We start from the raw sequence: 20938 nt of genomic DNA, 5'->3' as shown, positions 1-20938 counted from the left end.
ATCGAGAAACATCCGCACAGCGCGTTCGCGGACTTCAGGTGAAAACTTGTTCGTCGTTTTGTTCATAGTAGCTCCATCTTCTCAGAAGTTGGAGCCTCCGGCAAAGCCGGGGCGGTTCAGTATGAGGCGGCGCGACGACTGATGAGCCTGCTCGACCAGCGTGGCTACCGGATGTCGCCGAGGACCCTGCCAGAGGTGAAGGCGGACTGCCGGGGACACGCGGCGAGGCTACGGGCCGTGCTGTAATGGCAAATCGAGACTTGCGTTCGGTAATGTTATAATATAACAAACATAGCGTTCGTTTCAGGAGTTGCCTATGTCCGGTTCATCCGCCGCCCACACCAGTCGGGCTTTCGATCTTATGGCCATGGGATTGTCGGGCTTGTGTCTGATCCATTGTCTGGTCTTGCCGGTGGCGTTTGCCGCCTTGCCGTTTCTGGGCATGTTCAACGACCATCCGCTGATCCATCAGGGTCTGGCGGTGCTGGCCGCCCCGATCAGCGTCTATGCCCTGGCGCGGTCGGGCGGCTGGCGGCACCCGCTGAGACCGGGGCTTGCCCTTGTCGGGCTGGGTCTTTTGTGGGCAGCGGCGTTCTGGCCGCCGTTTCACGACTATGAAACCGTGATGAGCGTGGCCGGTGCCGTCGGTCTGGCCGGGCTGCATGTCCTCAATATACGCTGGCCGCACGGGCGGCGCGGCCATGCCGATACATAACCGCCACAATTTGGTCCGGCGAATGGGCCAGTAGAGGGCAGCGAATGGGATTGCCTGTATTTTGCCGGTATGCCACATAGACGGGCATAAGGGCGCGGCTGATCCAATAGGCGTGACGGGGGGAAATATGAAATACATGACGATCGTCCGGCAGGCGCTGGCCTGCCTTGTCGTAGGCGCGGGCCTGTTCGGGCCGGTCGTTCGCGCCGCCGATGCCATAGCCCAGGTCGGGGCCCAGGCCGGGGCCGCCCAACAAAAGCCCACCGGTGCGCCGCAGCCCTGGCTGCGCGGCCCCAGCGACCTGCCGTCGCATCCGGAACCGCGCATCGGCAGACTGCCCAACGGCCTGACCTATGTCATTTTCCAGAGCCCGGCGCCGCGCAATACCGCCGCCCTGCGCCTGATCATCCACGCCGGGTCGATGCAGGAACGCGACGATCAGCGCGGTCTGGCGCATTTCGTCGAACACATGGCCTTCAACGGTTCGAAGAATATCCCCGAAGGCGAGCTGACTAAAATTCTGGCGCGGCACGGGTTTCAGTTCGGCTCCGACGCCAATGCCTTCACCACCTACGACAATACGGCCTATGTGCTCGACCTGCCCAATACCGATGCCGAAACGGTGGATACGGCCTTCTTCATCCTGCGCGAGACGGCAACCAACCTGACTTTCGCCCCGGACGCCATCGACCGGGAGCGCGGCGTCATTCTGGGTGAGGAGCGCGTGCGCGCCACCCCGGCGTCGCGGATCGCCGAAGAGGTGGGCGCACTGGCGTACAAAGGGCAACTTTATGCCGAGCGACGCCCCATCGGCCTGACCGACATTATCAAAAACGCGCCGCCTAAGGCTCTGATCGACTATTACCGGACGTGGTACCGTCCGGAACTGGCGACCCTGATCATCGTCGGCGATATCAGGACGGCGGAGATCGAGGCGAAGATCGCCGCGACCTTCGGCGACTGGCGCGGCGAAGGCCCGTCACCGGCACCGGTCGATCCGGGTGCCTATGTGCCCAAGGGTACGGTCGCCTATGTGTTTGCCGATCCCAATTTTCCGGAAGCCCTTACCCTGAGGTGGTCGCGCCCGGCGCTGGACAAGCCCGACACCTTCGAGGCGCGCCGCATCGGGATCGCCAAGGACGTGGCCGTCAGCGTGCTGAACGACCGCTTCGCCCGCCGCGCGCGAGAGGCCGACAGCCCCTTTCTGGCGGCGGCTCTGGTCTATGCCAATAACCGCCTGACGGTGAATTCGACCTCGCTGAACGTGACGCCGAAGCCGGGCAAATCGCACGAAGCCCTCACCGAGGCGGTGCGTCTCTATCATCAGTTCAAGGCCTTCGGCGTTACCGAGGAAGAACTGAACCGTATGAAAGTTGCCCGTGACACGCTCAATGTCAATACGCTGGCGGCGGACCGGTCGCGTCAGCACGCGACCCTGATGACGAATATCGTCTATGCGGTCCTGCAGGGGCGGGTCTATATGTCGGCCCGCCAGGTCAACGATCTGTGGACGCAGGTACGGCCCGGTCTGACGGTTGAGGCCGTCAATACCCAGATCGCCTTCCTGACCGGGGGCGACGGGCCGTTCATCGTGCGCAGCGGCCCGACGCGCGAAGCGTTCGAACCGGCGGCGATCACCGCGGCCTATGCGGCGGCAGAAGCCCTGCCGGTGGAGCCGTTCGTGGCGGTAGCCGCGAAGGACTGGCCCTATCCGGATTTCGGCGTGGCGGGCGCGGTCGTCAAAACCGAGGTCGTCAAGGCCTATGGCATGACGCAATATACCTATGCCAACGGCCTGAAGGTCAATATTCGCCAGACCCGCTATCAGAGCAGCCGGGTTCTGGTGAGCGTGCGCATGGCCGGCGGGCGGATGCTGTTTTCCCCGCACGAGAAGGTGTCGCTGGTGCCGGTGATGCTGTACAATCTGCCCGGCGGCGGGCTGGGCAAGCTGTCGTCCTCCGAGATCAGCAAGAGCCTGAGCGGACGCACCTATAGTGTGAAATATACGCTGGGCGACGATGAGGCGACCCTCAACGGCACCACGACGACCATCGATTTCCCGCTGCAGATGCAGGTCCTGATGGCCTATTACAGCGATCCCGGTTACCGGCCGGAAAATTTCGACAATCTGAAACTGTCGGTGGCGACCAGCCTGCGTCTGATGAAGAGCAATCCCAACGCCATGCTGTCGCTGGGGGCGCTGTCCTATCTCAATGCCGACGATCCGCGCATGGTCTTTCCGACCGCCGAAAGCTTTGCCGCCGTGACCAACGACCACGTGAAGGGGTTGATCGAACGGACTCTGCGCGACGTACCGATAGAGATCACCATCGTCGGCGACATCAGCCACGAAGCGGCGCTTGAGGCCGTCGGCCGAACCTTTGGCACCCTGCCGTCCTTGCCGAAAACCTATCGCATCGCGCGTGACGCCGACCGCATGAAGCTGCCGACCGACCGGACGCCCCGCGTCTTTACCCATCAGGGCCGCGCCGATCAGGCGGTGAGTTTTCTGGCCTTTCCGACGACGGACCTCTATCGCGATTTCCACGACAGCCGGGGGCTCGACCTTCTGGCGCGTATCTATGCGGCGCGCCTGAAAGACGAGGTGCGCGAAAAGCAGGGCGCGACCTATGGCGTCACCGTCAGCCACAATCCCTCCGAGGTGTATAAGGGCTATGGCTATATCGGCGTGACGACGACGGTCCGCCCGGAGATGGATGAGGCCTTCTACAGGACGGCCCTCAGCATTGCCGCCGACCTGCGCGACAAGCCGGTGACCCAGGACGAACTGGACCGGGCGCGTCTGCCGGTGCTGGAGGGGCTTGAGCAGAGCGAGCGCACCAATGGCTACTGGTACACGACCTTGCCGAACCTGCTGGCCGATACGCGACGGCAGGACTTCATCCGCGACCGTCCGGCGCAGTACAAGGCCGTCACAGTGGCCGATATCCAGCGTCTGGCGCGTCTCTATCTGCTGGACAAGACCGTGCTGCGTCTGAAGGTGGTGCCTGAAACCGCCGGTAAACCGGATGGCGAAGGCAAGTCGACGCAGCCATAGGGCGTTATTTTTCACAAAACCGACACGGGGATGGTAAAGGCCTTTCACAAAACCGGGTGATGTAGGGAGCTTCAACTATAAAATCTCACCGAGAGGCTCCTTCATGTCCGAGAACAAGCTCACCGGTCGTCATTCCGACGGCGATTTCCAACTGAACCTGTCGGCCAATCCGAGCCTGTCGGACATCATCGCCGAGCGCCATTCGCGCCGTAACATTCTGGGCGGGATGGCTGCCGTCGCCGGTCTGTTCGGCCTGAGCGCCTGCGGCAGCGACAATGCCGACGACGAAAAGGCCTATGCGGCGGGCAATATCAATGCCGGTCAGGCCGGAGCCTCGACCTCAGGCCGCGTCGTTACGCTGAACGGGTCGGCGCTGCGCAACAGCACAGTCACCTGGACGCAGGTCGGCGGCCCCGCCGTCACCCTAACCAATGCCAATACCCTGACGCCGACCTTCATCGCCCCCTCGGTGGCTGCGGCGACGACCCTCGAATTCCGCCTGACGGCGGTGAACGGCTCGACCAGCGTGTCGCAGGACACCATCGTCACGGTCAGCCCGGCGCAACTCGGCTTTACTGCCGTCGCCAAGAACAAGAATGACATCGTCACCGTGCCGGAAGGCTATACGGTGTCGGTTCTCTATCGTCTGGGCGATCCGCTGAACGCGGCCACCGCCGCCTTCGCCAATAACGGCACGGATACGGGCTATGCCAACCGCGCCGGCGACCACCATGACGGCATGGCCTATTTCGGTCTGGCCGCCACGGGCACGACGCGCGACGCCACCAATTCGACGCGCGGCCTTCTGGTCATGAACCACGAGAACATCACCGCGTCCTACCTGCACGCCAACGGGCCGACGACGGTTTCGGGCGCACGTCCGGAAGCCGAAGCGGTCAAGGAAATCGAAGCCCACGGCGTCGCCGTCGTCGAAGTCGTGCAAACCGCGGGGGCCTGGTCCTACGTGCAGGCCTCAACCCTCAACCGTCGCATCACGCCGAACACGATCATGGCCTTCAACGGTCCGGCGCGCGGCGACGCGCAGTTGCGTACCGTCTATTCGCCTACGGGCGTCGCCGGTCGCGGCACGATCAATAACTGCGCCAACGGCCGCACTCAGTGGGAAACCTATCTGACCTGCGAAGAAAACTGGGCCGGTTATTTCCGTCGCGGTTCCGCCGATAACGCCAACCGTTCGGCCAAGGCCGTGGTCGCCCTGAACCGCTACGGCGTGACGCAGGGCGCGGCGGGGGCCAATAACTGGGCCACGGTTACCGCCGCCAACAGCGCCGATCAGGGCAACTTCGCCAAGTGGAACGTCACGGTCGACACCACCAAGGCCGCTGACGGCACGGGCGATTACCGCAACGAGGCCAACCAGTACGGCTGGGTCGTCGAAATCGATCCGTTCAACCCGACCTCGACGCCGCGCAAGCGCACGGCGCTGGGCCGCATGGGCCACGAAGGCGCCTGGCCTGCCGCGTTCGTCGCAGGTCGCAAGCCGGTCTTCTATATGGGCGACGACTCGCGCGGCGAATATTTCTACAAGTTCGTCTCGGCAACTGCGTGGGATGTCGCCGACGCCACGGCGACCGACCGTCTGGCCGTGGGTGACAAGTATCTCGATGCCGGTACGCTTTATGTGGCGCGCTTCGACGCCACCGGCAACGGCGTGTGGCTGCCGCTGGTCTTCGGCACCGGCGTCCTGACCGCCGCCAACACCACCTATAGCTTCGCCAACCAGGCCGACGTCCTGATCAACACGCGTCTGGCCGCCGATGTTCTCGGCGCGACCAAGATGGACCGTCCGGAATGGGCCGCCGTCAACCCGGCCAATGGCGAGGTCTATCTGACCCTGACCAACAACAATGCCGCGACGCGCCCGCTGACCGGTACCGATGCCGCCAACCCGCGTCACTATAACGACCCGGTTGGCACGACGGCCAACTACGGCAACCCGAACGGCCACATCATCCGCCTGAAGGAAGCCTCGAACAACCCGGAAGCGACCACTTTCCAGTGGGATATCTATCTGTTCGGCGCCGGGGCGGACCTCAACGCCACCAATATCAACATCTCCGGCCTGAACGACACCAACGACTTCTCCAGCCCGGACGGTCTGTGGTTCTCGCGTCCGACCAATGCCGGTGGTCTGGTCAATCCGCTGCTGTGGATTCAAACCGATGACGGCGCCTATACCGACGTCACCAACTGCATGATGCTGGCGGCTATGCCGGGCCGTGTCGGCGACGGCGGCGCGAAGACGATCACCAACACCGGCTCGACCGGCGCGACGGCGACCCAGTCGACCTTCGTCGGTGCCCAGCCGGGCCTGCAACTGCGCCGCTTCCTGGTTGGACCGAAGGAGTGCGAAATCACGGGTATCGATACGACGCCGGACGGTCGCGCCCTGTTCGTCAACATCCAGCACCCGGGCGAGAACGGTAACGCGACGACGATCACCTCGAACTGGCCCGCCAGCCAGGCAGGTACGACGTCGGGCCGTCCGCGCTCGGCCACCATCGTCATCACCAAGAATGACGGCGGTGTGGTTGCCCTTTAAGTAATCGGCATCTAAGGAAAAGCCCCGAACTCATTGAGTTCGGGGCTTTTTTTATTCCGGCTTGAAGCTGAGTTTTTCTGCCTTCACATAGGCTTCCCATTCCTCGCGCGAATGGAAATCGAGCCCCTGATCCCAGGCCGAGCCGATATAGTAGACGAACGGTTTGCCCGGTGTGACGCGGATCAAAATCAGGTTATTGTCGGCGTCGGCCTTGATATCGACGACCGAGGCCGGATCGACGCGCACCGCGGTGCCGAGGCTGCCGTGGTCCGGATCGTTCGGCTCCCAGTAGGTGATGATGCCGCGCGCCTTGTCGATAAACAGGCCGCCCTTGCCGGGGACGGTCGCCCCCTTGCCGAGGCCGATCCCCACGATCAGTTCATCGGGCTTGTCCGATGACAGGGTCGATTGCAGTCGCGTGAAATTGGTCCCCAGCGGCAGGGTGAAGGTCCGCGATTCCCAGACCTTGCGATCGACGCCGACCGGCCACGGATCGTAGGTGACGCTGAACTTCGCCACGTCCGGCCCGTTTTGCAGGATCTTGTAAGTGCGGAAGGTGCGCGAAGTCCACAGCTTGTTGTCGAGCCAGATGCCTAAGCCGCCGCCGCCGCGCGTCCCCTTGACATTATAAGCGTCGGCGCCTTCGCCCTGATCGTTGTGATAGGCCTTGGTGGCCAGTTGCCGGTCCATGAACGGCCAGCGGACGCGTTTGGACCACACGTCGATGCCCGAACCCGACGGCGGCTCGCGCGCTTCCAGCGCGGGGCCATAGATGCGATGCGCTACGCGATCGTTTTCCCACAGGATGTCGTCGAAGCGATCCGGCGCGAAACGCACCGTGGCGCGCGGTTTGCGTTCGGCTTCGGTGGCCGGGACCAGCTTGACCAGACCGCTGCCGATGGTTTTGGCCGCGACGGGCGACACCCAGTCCTTGTCGTCGACCATCGGGTCGTAGGCGTATTTTTTGACGGCTTCGCGCTCGGCCTCGCGGCGCTCGAACTGGAATTTCTGTTCCTCTGTGGCGTCGGCGGGCAGGGGGGCGGAAGGCCGCATATCGCTGGCGTGGTAGTCGAGCGTGGCGGGCTTCGGCAAGGCAATAGGCAGGGCGGTGACCGGTCCGCCGAGGTTCATCACTTCAAGCCCGGCCAGCAGGAAGCCGCCGCTGGCATAGAGGGCCGTGCCGTCGCGCTTGGTCGGCACCGGCTGATCGCCGGCGGACTGCACCTGACCCAGTATACCGTTCGGCAGGACGTAGTGATTGAGACCCGCCCAGCTTTTCAGCACGTACGGCAAATAGGTCTTGCGATCGAGCAGACCGTGATTGATGCCGAAGGCTAGGGCGTAGGTATAGAAGGCTGTACCCGAGGTTTCCGGCTCCGGGAAGGCTTCGGTGTCGAGCAGACTGGCGCGCCACAGACCATCCGGCTGCTGAAGCGTGATGATGCGTGCTGACATTTCCTGAAACAGCTGCACATAGCGCGGGCGGGTGGGAAAATCTTCCGGCATGACCTCAAGCACCCGCGCCAGTCCGGCCAGCACCCAGCCTTCGCCGCGCGCCCAGAAGATCTTCTTGCCGTTGGGCGAGCGGCGCTCGATGAAGCGCTCGTCGCGGGCATAGAGGTGCTGCTCTTTGTCGTACAGACGCTCATAGGTCCGCCACCACTGAACGTCCATGGCGCGGATATATTTTGGGTCGCCGGTAATCGCCGACATGCGCGCCAGCACCGGCGGGGCCATGAACAGCGAGTCGCACCACCACCAGACCAGCTTGTCCGGCTCAGGCGCCTTGCTCAGATAGGGGAGGGTAAAATCGAGCCGCTGCTGGAGCGGCATCAAGGTGCCGGGTGAGCCCGTGTGCAGATAGACGGCCTGATAGAGGTCGCCTATGGCCTGATCGTCGGCATTGAGCAGATGGACCGGCGCACCGTCGCCCTGAAGCGCATAGTTGAAGCGTCGCGCGGTGCGCAGGCTGTAATCGCGGACATCCGGCACGTCGGCGACGGCGTTCAGTTTCATCGCGCCGACGAAGAAGGTCGCCGCGATCCAGTTGGTGCTGACGCCGTTACGCTGGCCCTGCGGGTTGGCTTCGATGGCGGTCATGCGGGCGACCTCGGCCGACGCCGAGCGCTTGATCACGCGCAAAACAGCCTCGCCGTCAGGGATGGTGTCGGGGGCGAAGACAGGCGTCGGTTCAGGCGCAGGTGTTTGCGCCGTGACGCCGGTGACCAGCAGGCCGGATATCAAAACGGAACTCAGGCCATATCTTACCCAACGCGTCGCACCCATCGGTCTCTCCTCTGACGTAAGGGCGCTATTCAAGGCTTCGAAGATTTCAAAACACTTTGAATGGACTGATTCATCAGGTCGTTTCCGACCTTTCGCACCCTGTTTGAGCGTGTCCATGGCGGCACGCCTTTATTGATTTCAAGCTATCAGATCAATCTCACGCGCGTAAGGGAAAAACCCGTCGTCCCGATATTTTATTTATCGTCTCAATTTTTAGCGTGCTTGACAGGCGAAAGTCGGGGTTTAGTCTTGAACAAAACAGGGAGCCGGTCATGCAGACCATCGCCAGTATCGTCATCGCCTTCGTCGCGCTTCAGCATATCGGGTTTTTGATCCTCGAAATGTTTTTATGGCGCAGGCCGTTGGGCCGCCGCGTGTTCGGTCTCAGTGAAAGTTTTGCCGCCGAGTCGGCGAAGCTGGCCGCCAATCAGGGACTCTATAACGGGTTTCTGGCGGCGGGCCTGATCTGGGGGCTGTTCGATCCGTTTTACGGTCTCTATATCAAGGTCTTCTTTCTCACCTGTGTCATCATAGCCGGCCTCTACGGTGGCTTTACGGTCAAGCGCTCGATCCTGTACGTTCAGGCCCTGCCGGCCTTTGTGGCGCTCATTCTGGTGCATTTGCGATGAGCTATAAGGACGTCTTTTACCTCAGCGCCGACAAGGCCCTGACGCTGTATGCCCGCGATTATAACCCGTCTGGCGGCGATCCGGTCCTGTGTTTGCATGGCCTGACGCGCAACAGCGCCGATTTCCAGTGGCTGGCGGCGCATCTGAGCACGGAACATCGTGTCATCGTCGCCGATCAGCGCGGCCGGGGGCGGTCGAACTGGGACAGTGAAAAAGCGCGCTATAATCTGCTCGTCTATGCGCAGGATATGGTGGCGCTGCTCGATCACCTGAACCTGCCGCAGGTGACGATCATCGGCACCTCCATGGGCGGGCTGATCGCCATGCTGATGGCTGGTTGGGTACCGCAACGGATCAAGGCGATCGTCCTCAACGACGTCGGACCGAAACTGTCCCCAGAAGGGCTGGCGCGCATTCGGGGCTATGTCGGCAAGGGCAAGCCGATCACGAGTTGGCTGGAGGCTGCGGCGGCGACGCAAACCATCAATGCCGAGGCCTTTCCCGACTATGGCGCGGACGACTGGATGGCCTTTGCCCGGCGGACGTTTACCGAAATCGACGGCGTACCGGTCCCGGCCTACGATCCCGCCATCGCCGAAGGTATGGCGCCGGGGTCCGAGGCCGTCGCGCCGCCCGAACTGTGGGACCTGTGGGGAAAATTGTCCGCCATTCCGATTCTGGCCATTCGCGGCGGTCGCTCGGACCTGTTGTCGGCGGAAACCCTGCAACGGATGAGCGACGCGCATCCGAATTTCACCGCCGTCACGATTGCCAACCGCGGACATGCGCCCATGCTGGATGAGCCCGAGGCCGTCACGGCCATCGACGCTTTCCTGACTAAACCTTAAAAACGCCGGTTGACCGAGAGCCACAGGGTGCGCGGCCGCAACGGTGTCGTCTGGGCGGCCGTATCGAGCGCGAACGGATTGCCGTAGGCGAAGCTGTTGCTCTTGTTGGCCAGGGCGTTGGTGACGCGTAGCGCCATACTGTAACGGTTGAATTCCAGGGTCGAGGCGAGATCGAGATTGGTATAGCCGCGCATGGTAACGGGCGCTGTCACACCATAGTTGAGCGGCGAACTGCTGCGGTGATAAAGCGTGGCGGTATGGTCCAGCGGATGCCCGAACAGGGAGTGGCTCCATTGCGCGCTCAGGCTGGTGCTCGACTTCGAGATATAGGGCATGCCGCCCTTGGTGATCGTCGGATAAAGCGGATTGACGCTATCGAGTTTCGGGTCGTTGAACTGCCCGCGAAATTGCAGGTTCAGGTCGGGCAGGACGCGCCAACCGGCTTCGATTTCAAGCCCCGTATTTTTTCCATCCCCCAGATTGAGGGTTCTTGGCAGGCCGGTCGCCCGTAACTGGTCGCTCTGGATATCGTGCCAGTCGATGTGAAACACGGCCATATCGAGCCGGACACGGCCCGCGGGGCTCTTGTACTTGAAGCCCGCTTCGAGGCTCTGAAGTTTATCACCGGAATAGATCGTCGGCACAACGGTCGTTGTCAGGGTCGTCGTGTTAAAGCCGCCGGTGCGGAAACCATCCGACGACAGGCCGTAGATCAGCAGACGTTCATGGGGCTGATAGCTGAGCATCAGTTCGTGCGAGACCGGAGAGGCTGAGATATCGCCGGTGATCCGACCGTTGGGAAGATAGTCGACCAGCCGGACATTGCTGATGCGGCTGTCGGTACGATGGCGCGAACGCTGGGCGCGCAGACCGGCCGATATCGACCATTTGGGGGCGAAATCCCAGGTCAGCTTGCTGAAAATGGCGGCATCATCGACGATATCCTCACGGACTTCGTCGTACAGCGTGATATTGGTATAGACATCGATCAGGTGCGGCGTGAAGGTCTCGTCGCTTCGGGCGGCAAAGGCCCCGACCAGCCAGCGCAGGGGACGATCCGGCGGCGACACAAAGCTGGCCTCGATATTGGTCAGTCGGATCGTCTGATCTTCTTCGTAGTACAGAATGCCTGAATTAGCGATGGCCACGTAGCGCCCCACCGGCTGGGCATCATAGCCAGTGTGAATCTCATGGCTCAGGCGGTTGACCGACAGTCGCCAGGTGCCACTGGTTTGTGCTTTCGTCAGGCTGAGGGCCAGATTCTGGAAGATATTGTCGTGCGGTTCGGCCAGCGACAGGGCGCGACGATAGGGACCTCGCCGCCCGACGACGTACTGGCTGTTGGAGGAGCGCAGGTCCTGCACGGTCGCCGCGGCATCCAGTGTCAGGTCGGGCCGGATCTCCCATTTGAGCGCCAGCCGTCCACCGGACCGCCGGGTGTCGTTGGTGGCGTTGCGCGTCAGGGCCTCGTCCTTGATGAAACCGGCCGATTTTTCATCATAGAGCACGGCGCGCACCGCCGCCGTATCGCCGGGCAGGGGGACATTGAGCATAACCGTTTCGCGCCACGACGGGCGGGAATCCTTGGCCATACCTGCGGCCACACCGATCTCGCCCTCGAATTGCGCCAGCCTGGGCTTGTTGGTCACCAGCCGCACGACGCCGGACAGGGCGCCCTGACCGTAGAGGTTACCCTGCGGCCCTTTCAGAACCTCGATGCGAGCCATATCGACCAGCAGCAGATCGGGGTCCGGCGCATTATAGGTGATCGGCGTGTCGTCGAGATAAAGCCCGACGGTCGATTGTGTCCGTCCGGTCATCACGCTGTCGGAAATGCCGCGCAGAAAGATCTTGTCGCGGCCGGGCCCCAGATTAGTGACGGTCATGCCCGATACATGTGGCGCGATCAGCGACAGGTCGGTGTCGTTGCCGGACAAAAGCGGTGGCGCGACGATGCTGACTCCGGCGGGCGTACTGAGCTGACGCGAGGGATGACGGACCACGACCATGGTGATGTCGTCGTTGGCGCTGGTCGCCACCGATATCGGTCTGGGGGCCGGTTTTGGTTTAGGGGCAGAGGCCGGCCTGAGGCGGGCGACCAGTTTATAGGTCAGGGCGTCAATGCGCTGCACATCGCATGAACTGCCGTCGAGCAGCTTTTTCAGGGCCTGATGGGCGGTGAGCGTGCCCGAAACGGCGCGAGGTCGGGCGTTGCACTGCGCCGGATCGAGTCCGCCGATCGAAATACCGGTCTGCATGACCAGCGCCGTCAGGGCCTGAGGCAAGGCGCGGGCATCGAGCCTTATATCGTGGGGTTTATCCGTCTTTTTTTCAGCCGCACGGGCGTCAGACGCCGTTCCCGCCAGAAGCAGGCCCAGCAGAACTGCGGCGGCTGATATAGAGGGCTTCATGCGTCGTGCGGACTTTGACCGGCAGGAACTCTGTTAAACGCCCGGCAACCGCGTCCTGCGAATCGAGGGTCATGATGGTGCTCAACCTCAACTGTCCGGCGGCGTCATCGACGATGATCGGCTTGTGGAAATAGCGATTCAGGTCCTTGACGACCACGGACAGCGGCTGATCACGATAGATAGCATGGGCCGTCGTCCACGCAAAGGCCTCCTGAGGGTCCGTCCGTGTAAAGACGTTACGTCCTGTGGCTTCGGTGTGCACGCCGTAGTCGCCGGGCAACAGTCGTTTGGCCGGAGTAGCGGACGACGCCAGTTCGACCTCGCCTTCGCGCACGGCGACACGCACCTCGCCGTCAAGACGCGATACGTTGAATTCGGTGCCGATATCGGTGAGGGTCACCTTACCGGTCCTGATGACGAAGGGGTGCGCTTCATCATGCACGACATTGACGGCGATCTCGCCCTTTTCCAGCGTCACGTGACGTTGCCGGTCGGTGAGCTTAACGGAAATCCGCGTGTCGGTATTGAGCGTCAGGTGCGTCCCGTCGGCCAGCACGACCTCTTCGCGTTCGCCCTTCGGCGTTTCATAAACGGTAACGGGCGCGAACACACCGGCATTGAACGCGAGAACGGCCGCCATAAGGGTCGCGACGCCGCCGCCGAACGCGGCCATATAGGCGGGTTTCAGAAGGGGGTGCTGAAATCCATATTCTGGCCGGGGCATAGGCACCGGTTCGGCGGCGGGCTCGGTCACGCCATCCGGGGAGGAATTGAGGCCTGACCAAAGCAATGACACACGCCGATAAGCCTCGGCATGGCGCGGGGAGCGGTCCATCCAGTCCGTCAGGGCGACGATTTCGGATTCGCTGATCGCGCCCGATTGCGACCGGATCACCCAGTCCGCCGCTTCGCCTTCGATGTCTATGTCGTCAAACGACATGCTGAACCTGCCTCTCTGAACCATTGACACCGTTGCCGACGGTTACCCGTAAAACTATTTCGCGTTACCGTACATTTTTGTATCGCTTACCGTATTAATGCCGACTTCGGTTGAGGGCCAGCAGGTGTTTCAGAGCCCCGCTGAGATGTTTTTCGACTGAACTGATCGAAATATCCAGCCGCCGCGCTACTTCGGTCTGGCTGAGACCATCGATCTTGTGCAGGCGGAATATGTCCTGAGTGCGGGGGGGCAGGGCCTCCAGCGCCTTCATGACCGCCCGCAGTTCCTGCCGGGCGGCGACGACGGCCTCCGCGTCCGGGCTGGCGTCGGCACCGGTCCCATCGATGCCCGAGCCTTCGAGGGCCGTCTGCGGATTGAGATCGTGCCACGCCGTGTCGCGCGCCCGGTGGCTTGAGGCCGCGCGCAGACGGTTGAGGTACAGATTGTTGGCCATACGGAACAGGAAGGCCAGGGGCTCCTGAATTTCGCCGTCGATGCGCGCGCCCGACGCCTTGATATAGAGATCTTGCAGAACGTCTTCCGCCGACGCCTCGTCGCCGCACAGCCGCGTCAGAAAGCGCAGCAGCACGTCGCGTTTGGCGAAATAGGTCTCCGTCAGCAGGCGGTTCTCAGGCATCACGCTCCCTCTGACGCGAATCTATAGCGGCGTTTTCCTTTACTCTGCAAGGGCTTAAGCGTGTAGCGTGTAATTTGGAAACGCACCCTTGAAAAAAATATAGAAAATTTATGATTTCGATGAGGGTCGCTGCCATCGGCGGTGTCATCGCAATAGGAGGCTCCTCCGGAAGGCGGATCGTCAGCTCTGCGGGGAGCGGTCGAAAACGTCGGAGCCTCCAGCCCCTTTTCCATCTCCAGTATGCGTACCGGGAAATAGTGCGATGCGTCTTCTGAATATCATGCTGACCAAGGTCAAGGGCGGTGACGGGCTGATGGCCCAGCACTACCATGAGGCCTTGACCGCCGAAGGGTTCGACGTCCTCAGCGTCGGCGCACCCGGCGGTATGCTGTCAGATATGACCACTGGACGCGGGTTCAAGCCGCTGCACACGCGGTTCATCCATGATCCGATCGCGGCCATGCAGCTTGCGGGCTATACGTCTGATTTTAAACCCGATCTGGTCATTGCCCACGGCAACCGCGCCGGTCGCCTGTGCATGATGCCGTTCATCGGCACGCGCCGCCGTACGGTGCAGGTCCTGCATACGCCGTCGTTCAAGCCGCATCTGAAGGACGTCTCTGCCGCCCTGTGCGTCAGCGACAAGGTGCGCGAAGGCGCGCAAGCCAAGTTTCCGGAACTGCGTGTGTTCGACATGGCCAATTTCTCGCACCTGCGCGCCCTGCCGGTGAAGAATGCGCCGAATCCGTGCCCGGTGATCGGCGCCATGGGCCGTCTGCACGCCATCAAGGGGTTCGATGTTCTGCTCAAGGCGGCGGCGCAGCTGCGCGCGTCGGGGCAGCGGTTCGTCCTGAAAATCGCGGGCGAAGGCCCGGAACTGCCGGCGCTTAAGGCGCTGGCCTTCAGCCTGAACCTCGACGACTGCGTCGAATTCTGCGGCTGGGCCGATCCGATGGCGTTCCTCGCCGGTGTCGACCTGTTCGTCGTGCCGTCGCGTCAGGAATCCTTCGGCCTGGTCGTGATTGAGGCCATGGCGGCGGGCGTGCCGGTCGTGGCATCGGATACCGAAGGCCCGCGTGAGGTGCTCAAGGCCGGTCAGTTCGGCCACCTGTTCGCGAACGAAGACGCGTCGGCGCTGGCCGCCGCCGTCGGTTCGGTCTTCGCCAACTGGACCTCGTGGCAGTCTCAGGCCCGTGTGGCCCAAAGCTACGCCATCGACGCTTTCGGCTTCGACGCCGGTCGCCGTCGTCTGCGTCAGACCATCGAGGCGCTCGCCTAAGCTTGACATAGGACTGCGGTCACCGCACACCAAGCTCAGATATTAAGGAGCGACGCGTGATCGATCTGTGGCATGTTGGCTTTATTGACCGCTCTATCGAGGATGTATCCACCGATGCGCCAAAGGCCGACGAGATCGTTTGGCTGCCGCTCATGGGATCGTTCCGCTTTATCGCCGATCCGTTCGGCCTGCGCCGCGACGATGTGCTGACGATCTTTGCCGAAGCCTATGACTATCGCGTCAAACGCGGTGAAATCCATTATTATCAGTATGATGCGGAGCGCAATCTGATCGGGCGGGGCGAGGCTCTGGTGACGCCGTTCCACCTGTCCTATCCCTATCTGATCGAGGACGGTGGCGAGCTTTACATGCTGCCCGAAGCACACAAGAGCGGGGTGCTGACGCTCTATCGCTGTACGCGCTTTCCGGATCGCTGGGCGCCGGTCAAGACGCTGCTCGATATCCCCGCCATCGACGCCACGGTCGTCAAACACGACGGCCAATGGTGGATGTTCTACGCCTTGCCGGGCGCCGAGGGCAAGGCGATGCGGGAACTGTATATAGCTCATGCCGACGACCTGATGGGGCCGTGGACGTCACACGCGGCCAATCCGGTGCGGACCGGTTTTGAAACCTCGCGCCCCGGCGGCGATCCGTTCGTCAAGGACGGTGCCTTGCACTTGCCCATGCAGGATTGCGTCGGCACCTATGGCGCGGCGATCAATCTGCTGCGCGTCGATACCCTGACGCCGGAAACCTTTTCGGCGACCGAGGTGGGTCGTCTGACGGCGGAGGGTTTACTGGAAGGTTATAGGGAAGGGTTTCACACCCTTTCAGGGCGTGACAGCGTGACCTTCATCGACGTCAAACAAATCCATAAATCGGCGGCGGAACCGTTCATCAAGCTGCAATTCAAGCTGCGCAAGGCGCTGGGCATGAATAAACCGGGATAGACCGTCACATTGAATATTTACCGGCGGTTTCAGAATCTTGAAATCTGTTCAGCTGGGATATGTCGATGAAACCGCAACGCGCCTTTTTGCCTCTGATTTTGTTAGCTGCTGCCGTCACCGCCTGTGCGGCGATACCCGGCGGGCCGGTCGGCAATCACAACGTCCCGCAGCCGTCGAAACCGGTCGATCTCACGGCCTATTCGGGGCTGTGGTATGAGGTAGCGCGCTACGAGAACGCCTTCGAAAAGGACTGCGAAGGCGTGCGGGCCGAATATAGCGCTCTGCCGGATGGCCAGATCAGGGTCGTCAATACCTGCCGCAAGGGCTCGATCACGGCAGAAAAAACGACCTCGGAAGGCAAGGCCAAGGTGGTTGCGGGCAGCGGCAATGCAAAGCTGAAAGTGTCGTTTGCCGGACCATTCTATATTGGCAATTACTGGGTGCTGGATCGTGCCGACGATTATAGCTGGTCGATCGTGGGCGAGCCTTCGGGCCGTTATCTGTGGATACTGAGCCGCACGGCCAATCCGTCACCGGAGGTGTGGGTGAAGCTGGAAACGCGCGCCGCGGAACTAGGCTACGACCGCAGTCTTATCAGACCAACGCGGCATTAGCGAGCGTCTGCCAAACGGCCTGATCCCAGAAGGTACGAGCCTGACCGGACGGAGAGGGCAGGACATACAGGCGCGTCAAGCCGATCGTCTCCGATTGACATCCGAGGGCGATCTGACTGGTGGATTTGCCCAGACAGGCGCTGGCCGCCGTCTTGGACGTAAAGGCAAGGATTTCCGGCTGATAGTGTAATATCTTCATACGCAGGGCCTCGGCGTCCCATGCCTCCGACGACAGTTCTCTATCGTTGCCGTAATGGGCCTTGCACAGGTCGGTCAGGCCGATGCCGTAGTCGAGCAATCGCGCATAGTCGGTCGGTGTCACCCGCTCCGGCGTCAGGCCGATGGCGTGTAACGTCCGCCAAAAAAAGTTGCCGGGATGCGCATAATAGGCGCGCTTTTCCGCCAAGACGCGCCCCAGCGCCGTACCGCAAAAGACGACCTTCAAGCCGGGGGTCAGTAGGTCGGGCACAAGGTGCGTGTCGGGCAAGACGCCATATTTTTCGGGCAGGGACATAGGTTCGATATTGGGGTGACGGGTGGGGATTCAAGACGCAAAAAAAAGCGCGACAGGAAAACCTGCCGCGCTTTTTTGTCGTCTCTGCGTCGTTTAGTGCGACTTCAGAATACGCTCTTCCGCCACCCGCGCCAGTTTCGGCGTCAGGCTGTGGATCACGACGATGGCGACCAGATAGGCCGAGCCGGCGACGATGAAGATCGGCTGATAGGACTTGAACAGCTCAAGAATATAGCCGTTATAGGTCGTCATCAGCATGCCACCGATGGCACCCGCGGTGCCGCCGATGCCGATGACCGAGGCCACGGCCTGTTTCGGGAACAGGTCCGACGGCAGGGTCATCAGGTTGGCCGACCACGCCTGGTGCGAAGCGGCGGCCAGACCGATAATGCCGACGGCGGCCCACAGGTTATCGACGAACTGCGCGGCGACGATCGGCGTGACGAGGAAGGCGCAGATCAGCATGGTGGTCTTGCGCGAGGCATTGGCCGAACGGCCGCTTTTCATCTGGGCCGACGACGACCAGCCGCCCATGACCGAACCGATATCGGCGAGGATATAGATGGCAACCAGCGGCGGACCGAAGGATTTCAGGTCAAGACCATAGGCCTTACCGAGGAAGTCCGGCAGCCAGAACAGGTACAGCCACCAGATCGGGTCGGTCAGGAACTTGCCCAGCGCATAGGCCCAGGTTTCCTTGAACGTCAGCAGCTTGAACCACGAAATATTGGCTGCGGGCGCGGCGCTGACGGCGGCGTCACTGGAGCGGATATAGGCCAGTTCTTCGGCATTGACCTTCGGATGCTGTTCCGGGCGGCGGTACATGGCCAGCCACGCAATCAGCCAGACGGCCGTGACGATGCCGATGGAGATGAAAGCGGCGCGCCAGCCCCAGGCCAGCGTGATGGCAGGCACCAGCAGCGGCGTGATGATCGGCCCCATGGCCGTACCGGCATTGAAGATACCAACAGCCTGAGCGCGTTCCTTTTGCGGGAACCATTCCGACACGGCTTTCAGCGACGACGGGAAGCTGCCCGACTCGCCGAAGCCCAGCACCGAGCGGGCGATGGCGAACTGCGTCACCGTGTGGATCAGGCCGTGGCCGATCGAGGCGATGGTCCAGATGGTGAAGGCCACCGCATAGCCGATGCGCACCCCGACCTTATCGATCACACGACCAAAGGTCAGAAAGCCGACGGCATAGAAGCACTGGAACCAGAAGACGATCTGGGCGTATTCGATTTCGGTCCATTGCAGGTCCGCCTGAAGCGTGCTCTTCAGGATGCCGATCATCTGGCGGTCGATATAGTTGATCCCGATGGCGATGAACAACAGGGCGCAGATCACCCATCTATATTTGCTCATCCGGGGGCTGACGGTCCCGTCGAAGGCGGGTGCGTTCATGACGCGGTCTCCCTTTTTGGTTGTTCCCAGTATGTCGTGTGCATGCCCGCCTTAGGCAGGTCGTCTTTTGTCGATGTCCGCAATATGCGTAATGACACCGGTTTCGCGTTTTGTAATGGCTGCTTTTACAACCTTTGGCAAGTCGGTCATTGCATGGTGGCTCACTTACCCGCCTTTGCGCGGTAATAGTCGCTCAGTACGGCAAAGGCCTGTTTGCGGACTCCGGTTTCCGATAACAGCCCCTTGCGGTTCCAGCCCTTCTGATAGACCGGGTGCTCGCGTCGGGGCGTCTGGAAGTCCTTGAGTATCCAGGGCGACAGTCCGGCGAGGAAGGGGACGGTATCGGCATTGGCGAGCGTCGCGCGATAAAAATCGGCCTGAAATTCTTCGGAATATTTGCGACGGTCGTCCGGGTGATATCCCGCCAACGCATCGGCACCGAATTCGGAGAAAATCAACGGTTTTGACACAGGCGCTTTCCAGCGCTGTGGCGGCACGTCCTCAAGCCGGTCGTTGCCGTACCACGCCGTATAGGTATTGGCCGACATGATATCGAGTTTCGCCACCAGCGGATCGTCGATGGTCGCCTCCAGTACGCCGTCGACCTTTTTCTTGTGCACCAGAAGCGCGGCCGAGATCAGGCGCGACGGGTCCATAGCGCGGGCGTCGTCGGCCAGCGTGCCCATGAAGTGGTTGCGCGCCGGGGTCGATGGCGTCTCGTTGCCGACGCTCCAGATGATAATCGAGGCGCGGTTGCGGTCGCGCAGGACGTTTTCGGTCATCATGCGCCGCGCAACGTCGAAGGTCTTCGCGTCACCGAAACCGACCGCCCAGTAGACCGGGATTTCGCTCCACACCAACAGGCCCATTTCGTCGCACAGACGGGTGGTGACCTCCGAATGCGGATAGTGCGACAGGCGCACGAAGTTGCCGTTCAGGCCCGTCTTAACCTCGGTAAGCAAGGCGCGGGCGGTCTCGGTCATGATCCGGCGGGCTGGATTGCTGCCGAACTCTTCCTCATGCAGGCATATGCCGCGCAGGAAGACCGGCTGACCGTTCAGCAGGACTTGCATCCCCTTCACCGCGATGGTGCGGAAACCCATCCGGTCGGTCAGGGTGTCTTCGCCCGCCGTGAGGCCTGCCTCGTACAGTGTGGGAGCGTCCGGGGTCCATAGTTTCAGCGCCTTAGGCGCCTTGAGGTCGAACTGCGCCTGTCCGCTGATGTCGGTCGTGGCTGTGGCCTTGAGCTTCAGCGCCGCGATGGTCAGGACGACCGGCTTTCCGGCGGCATCGGGGCCGTTGAGCTGTACGGTGGCAAGGATGCGGCCCGCTTCGGTATAGCGAATATAGAAATCGTCGATATAGGTCGCCGGTGTGCGGATCAGGCGGATCGGTCGTGTCACGCCGCCGTAGATATCCCAGTCGGTGACCTTGGGCGGCACAGTGTGCTCGCCATGGGTGGAATCGACACCGAGCGTGATCTGATTTTTACCTTCGCGCAGAACCTTGGTCACCTCGAAGGTAAAGGGGGTGAAGCCGCCTTCGTGACTGCCCACCTTTTGCCCGTTGACATAGACCTCGGTCAGGTAGTTGACCGCCTCGAAGCGCAGGAAGGCGCGCTGCCCGTTCAGCGGCCCCGACTCGAAAAACCGCTGGAACCAGATCAGACCGTCATAATAGCGCAGTTCCGGCTCGGCAGCGTTCCAGGCACCGGGCAGGGTCATGTGCGGGCCGCGGTCCATGTCGTATTCGAAGAAGGTATATTTGTTTTTGCCTTCTTCCGCTTCGACGTTCACGTCGCGGAAACGCTGGGCGCGCGGCGCGGCGGCCCAACCGAGGATATCGGTCTTGCCGGTCTGATAAAGATCCTTGGAATAGGTCCAGTCGCCCGACAGATCGACGCCGTCACGGTTGATAGCCCCGGTCATCAGGATATCGGGCCGCAGCGCGGTTACGGGCGATACCGGAAGCAAAGGGGGCTCCTGAGCCGCCGCCGTGCCGCCCAGACCCAGAAGCGCCGTAAAGGCCGTGCCGAGGCGCAGCGCCGTGCGCCGGGATGTCGTGGTCATGGATGTCCCCCCCTGTAG

15 protein-coding genes are annotated in these 20938 nt (G+C 61.9%); 8 read left to right on the top strand and 7 right to left on the bottom strand.

All coding sequences use genetic code 11. The features are described from left to right. Nucleotides 1–316 precede the first annotated feature (316 nt). From PQU92_RS15150 to PQU92_RS15140, 3 genes are all read left to right on the top strand, one after another. Nucleotides 317–715 (top strand): MerC domain-containing protein, encoded by a 399-nt coding sequence (locus PQU92_RS15150; protein WP_272749092.1) that lies wholly within the window; start codon nucleotides 317–319, stop codon nucleotides 713–715. A 127-nt stretch (nucleotides 716–842) separates the two neighbouring features. Then, nucleotides 843–3773 (top strand): M16 family metallopeptidase, encoded by a 2931-nt coding sequence (locus PQU92_RS15145; RefSeq protein ID WP_272749091.1) that lies wholly within the window; start codon nucleotides 843–845, stop codon nucleotides 3771–3773. A 103-nt stretch (nucleotides 3774–3876) separates the two neighbouring features. Further along, nucleotides 3877–6336 (top strand): PhoX family protein, encoded by a 2460-nt coding sequence (locus PQU92_RS15140; RefSeq protein ID WP_272749090.1) that lies wholly within the window; start codon nucleotides 3877–3879, stop codon nucleotides 6334–6336. Between the two features lie 51 nt (nucleotides 6337–6387). On the opposite strand, the gene PQU92_RS15135 is transcribed toward PQU92_RS15140, so the two are convergent. Beyond that, nucleotides 6388–8622, bottom strand: a complete 2235-nt coding sequence (locus PQU92_RS15135) for a glycoside hydrolase family 88 protein (protein WP_272749089.1) — start codon at nucleotides 8620–8622, stop codon at nucleotides 6388–6390. Nucleotides 8623–8894: 272 nt separating this feature from the next. Between PQU92_RS15135 and PQU92_RS15130 the strand changes: the two genes are divergently transcribed. Together PQU92_RS15130 and PQU92_RS15125 are read left to right on the top strand one after the other, a co-directional pair. Continuing rightward, on the top strand, nucleotides 8895–9251 hold the full coding sequence (locus tag PQU92_RS15130) for a DUF1304 domain-containing protein (RefSeq protein ID WP_272749088.1): 357 nt from the start codon (nucleotides 8895–8897) through the stop codon (nucleotides 9249–9251). Continuing rightward, a complete protein-coding gene (locus PQU92_RS15125; RefSeq protein WP_272749087.1) occupies nucleotides 9248–10099 on the top strand; it encodes an alpha/beta fold hydrolase in 852 nt (283 codons plus the stop codon). The genes PQU92_RS15130 and PQU92_RS15125 overlap by 4 nt, the downstream gene beginning before the upstream one ends. On the opposite strand, the gene PQU92_RS15120 is transcribed toward PQU92_RS15125, so the two are convergent. The 3 genes from PQU92_RS15120 to PQU92_RS15110 all read right to left on the bottom strand — a co-directional run bounded on the left by PQU92_RS15120 (nucleotide 10096) and on the right by PQU92_RS15110 (nucleotide 14087). Then, the gene (locus PQU92_RS15120) at nucleotides 10096–12510 is read right to left on the bottom strand and encodes a TonB-dependent receptor (RefSeq protein ID WP_272749086.1); all 2415 of its coding nucleotides are present in this window, start codon (nucleotides 12508–12510) and stop codon (nucleotides 10096–10098) included. The genes PQU92_RS15125 and PQU92_RS15120 overlap by 4 nt on opposite strands. Further along, nucleotides 12446–13450, bottom strand: coding sequence for a FecR family protein (locus tag PQU92_RS15115; protein ID WP_272749085.1), 1005 nt, complete (start codon nucleotides 13448–13450; stop codon nucleotides 12446–12448). The genes PQU92_RS15120 and PQU92_RS15115 overlap by 65 nt, the downstream gene beginning before the upstream one ends. Nucleotides 13451–13544: 94 nt before the next feature. Then, on the bottom strand, nucleotides 13545–14087 hold the full coding sequence (locus PQU92_RS15110; protein WP_272749084.1) for an RNA polymerase sigma factor: 543 nt from the start codon (nucleotides 14085–14087) through the stop codon (nucleotides 13545–13547). 262 nt (nucleotides 14088–14349) lie between these two features. Between PQU92_RS15110 and PQU92_RS15105 the strand changes: the two genes are divergently transcribed. The 3 genes from PQU92_RS15105 (at nucleotide 14350) to PQU92_RS15095 (ending at nucleotide 16933) form a co-directional block, all read left to right on the top strand. After that, nucleotides 14350–15366, top strand: coding sequence for a glycosyltransferase (locus PQU92_RS15105; RefSeq protein ID WP_272749083.1), 1017 nt, complete (start codon nucleotides 14350–14352; stop codon nucleotides 15364–15366). 56 nt (nucleotides 15367–15422) lie between these two features. Then, entirely contained in the window at nucleotides 15423–16319 is an 897-nt protein-coding gene (locus PQU92_RS15100; protein WP_272749082.1) for a glucosamine inositolphosphorylceramide transferase family protein, read from the top strand. 65 nt (nucleotides 16320–16384) lie between these two features. After that, on the top strand, nucleotides 16385–16933 hold the full coding sequence (locus PQU92_RS15095; protein WP_272749081.1) for a lipocalin family protein: 549 nt from the start codon (nucleotides 16385–16387) through the stop codon (nucleotides 16931–16933). Here PQU92_RS15095 and PQU92_RS15090 read toward each other — a convergent pair. From PQU92_RS15090 to PQU92_RS15080, 3 genes are all read right to left on the bottom strand, one after another. Continuing rightward, nucleotides 16914–17447 (bottom strand): mismatch-specific DNA-glycosylase, encoded by a 534-nt coding sequence (locus PQU92_RS15090; protein ID WP_272749080.1) that lies wholly within the window; start codon nucleotides 17445–17447, stop codon nucleotides 16914–16916. The two genes, PQU92_RS15095 and PQU92_RS15090, sit on opposite strands and share 20 nt — an antisense overlap. A 93-nt stretch (nucleotides 17448–17540) precedes the next feature. Then, on the bottom strand, nucleotides 17541–18851 hold the full coding sequence (locus tag PQU92_RS15085; RefSeq protein WP_272749079.1) for an MFS transporter: 1311 nt from the start codon (nucleotides 18849–18851) through the stop codon (nucleotides 17541–17543). 161 nt (nucleotides 18852–19012) lie between these two features. Beyond that, the gene (locus tag PQU92_RS15080; RefSeq protein WP_272749078.1) at nucleotides 19013–20920 is read right to left on the bottom strand and encodes a glycoside hydrolase family 2 protein; all 1908 of its coding nucleotides are present in this window, start codon (nucleotides 20918–20920) and stop codon (nucleotides 19013–19015) included. Nucleotides 20921–20938 lie beyond the last annotated feature (18 nt).

The organism is Asticcacaulis aquaticus, from assembly GCF_028550415.1.
Taxonomy (GTDB): Bacteria; Pseudomonadota; Alphaproteobacteria; order Caulobacterales; family Caulobacteraceae; genus Asticcacaulis; species Asticcacaulis aquaticus.
This window is presented reverse-complemented; position numbering and strand designations above follow the sequence as displayed.

Excerpts from the sequence above, each read along its gene's own strand:
- PQU92_RS15090 (WP_272749080.1), bottom strand. The coding sequence starts at position 17,447 with ATGTCCCTGCCCGAAAAATATGGCGTCTTGCCCGACACGCACCTTGTG.
- PQU92_RS15105 (WP_272749083.1), top strand. The coding sequence starts at position 14,350 with ATGCGTCTTCTGAATATCATGCTGACCAAGGTCAAGGGCGGTGACGGG.
- PQU92_RS15120 (WP_272749086.1), bottom strand. The coding sequence starts at position 12,510 with ATGAAGCCCTCTATATCAGCCGCCGCAGTTCTGCTGGGCCTGCTTCTG.
- PQU92_RS15095 (WP_272749081.1), top strand. The coding sequence starts at position 16,385 with ATGAAACCGCAACGCGCCTTTTTGCCTCTGATTTTGTTAGCTGCTGCC.
- PQU92_RS15080 (WP_272749078.1), bottom strand. The coding sequence starts at position 20,920 with ATGACCACGACATCCCGGCGCACGGCGCTGCGCCTCGGCACGGCCTTT.
- PQU92_RS15085 (WP_272749079.1), bottom strand. The coding sequence starts at position 18,851 with ATGAACGCACCCGCCTTCGACGGGACCGTCAGCCCCCGGATGAGCAAA.
- PQU92_RS15115 (WP_272749085.1), bottom strand. The coding sequence starts at position 13,450 with ATGTCGTTTGACGACATAGACATCGAAGGCGAAGCGGCGGACTGGGTG.
- PQU92_RS15140 (WP_272749090.1), top strand. The coding sequence starts at position 3,877 with ATGTCCGAGAACAAGCTCACCGGTCGTCATTCCGACGGCGATTTCCAA.
- PQU92_RS15150 (WP_272749092.1), top strand. The coding sequence starts at position 317 with ATGTCCGGTTCATCCGCCGCCCACACCAGTCGGGCTTTCGATCTTATG.
- PQU92_RS15110 (WP_272749084.1), bottom strand. The coding sequence starts at position 14,087 with ATGCCTGAGAACCGCCTGCTGACGGAGACCTATTTCGCCAAACGCGAC.
- PQU92_RS15125 (WP_272749087.1), top strand. The coding sequence starts at position 9,248 with ATGAGCTATAAGGACGTCTTTTACCTCAGCGCCGACAAGGCCCTGACG.
- PQU92_RS15145 (WP_272749091.1), top strand. The coding sequence starts at position 843 with ATGAAATACATGACGATCGTCCGGCAGGCGCTGGCCTGCCTTGTCGTA.
- PQU92_RS15130 (WP_272749088.1), top strand. The coding sequence starts at position 8,895 with ATGCAGACCATCGCCAGTATCGTCATCGCCTTCGTCGCGCTTCAGCAT.
- PQU92_RS15135 (WP_272749089.1), bottom strand. The coding sequence starts at position 8,622 with ATGGGTGCGACGCGTTGGGTAAGATATGGCCTGAGTTCCGTTTTGATA.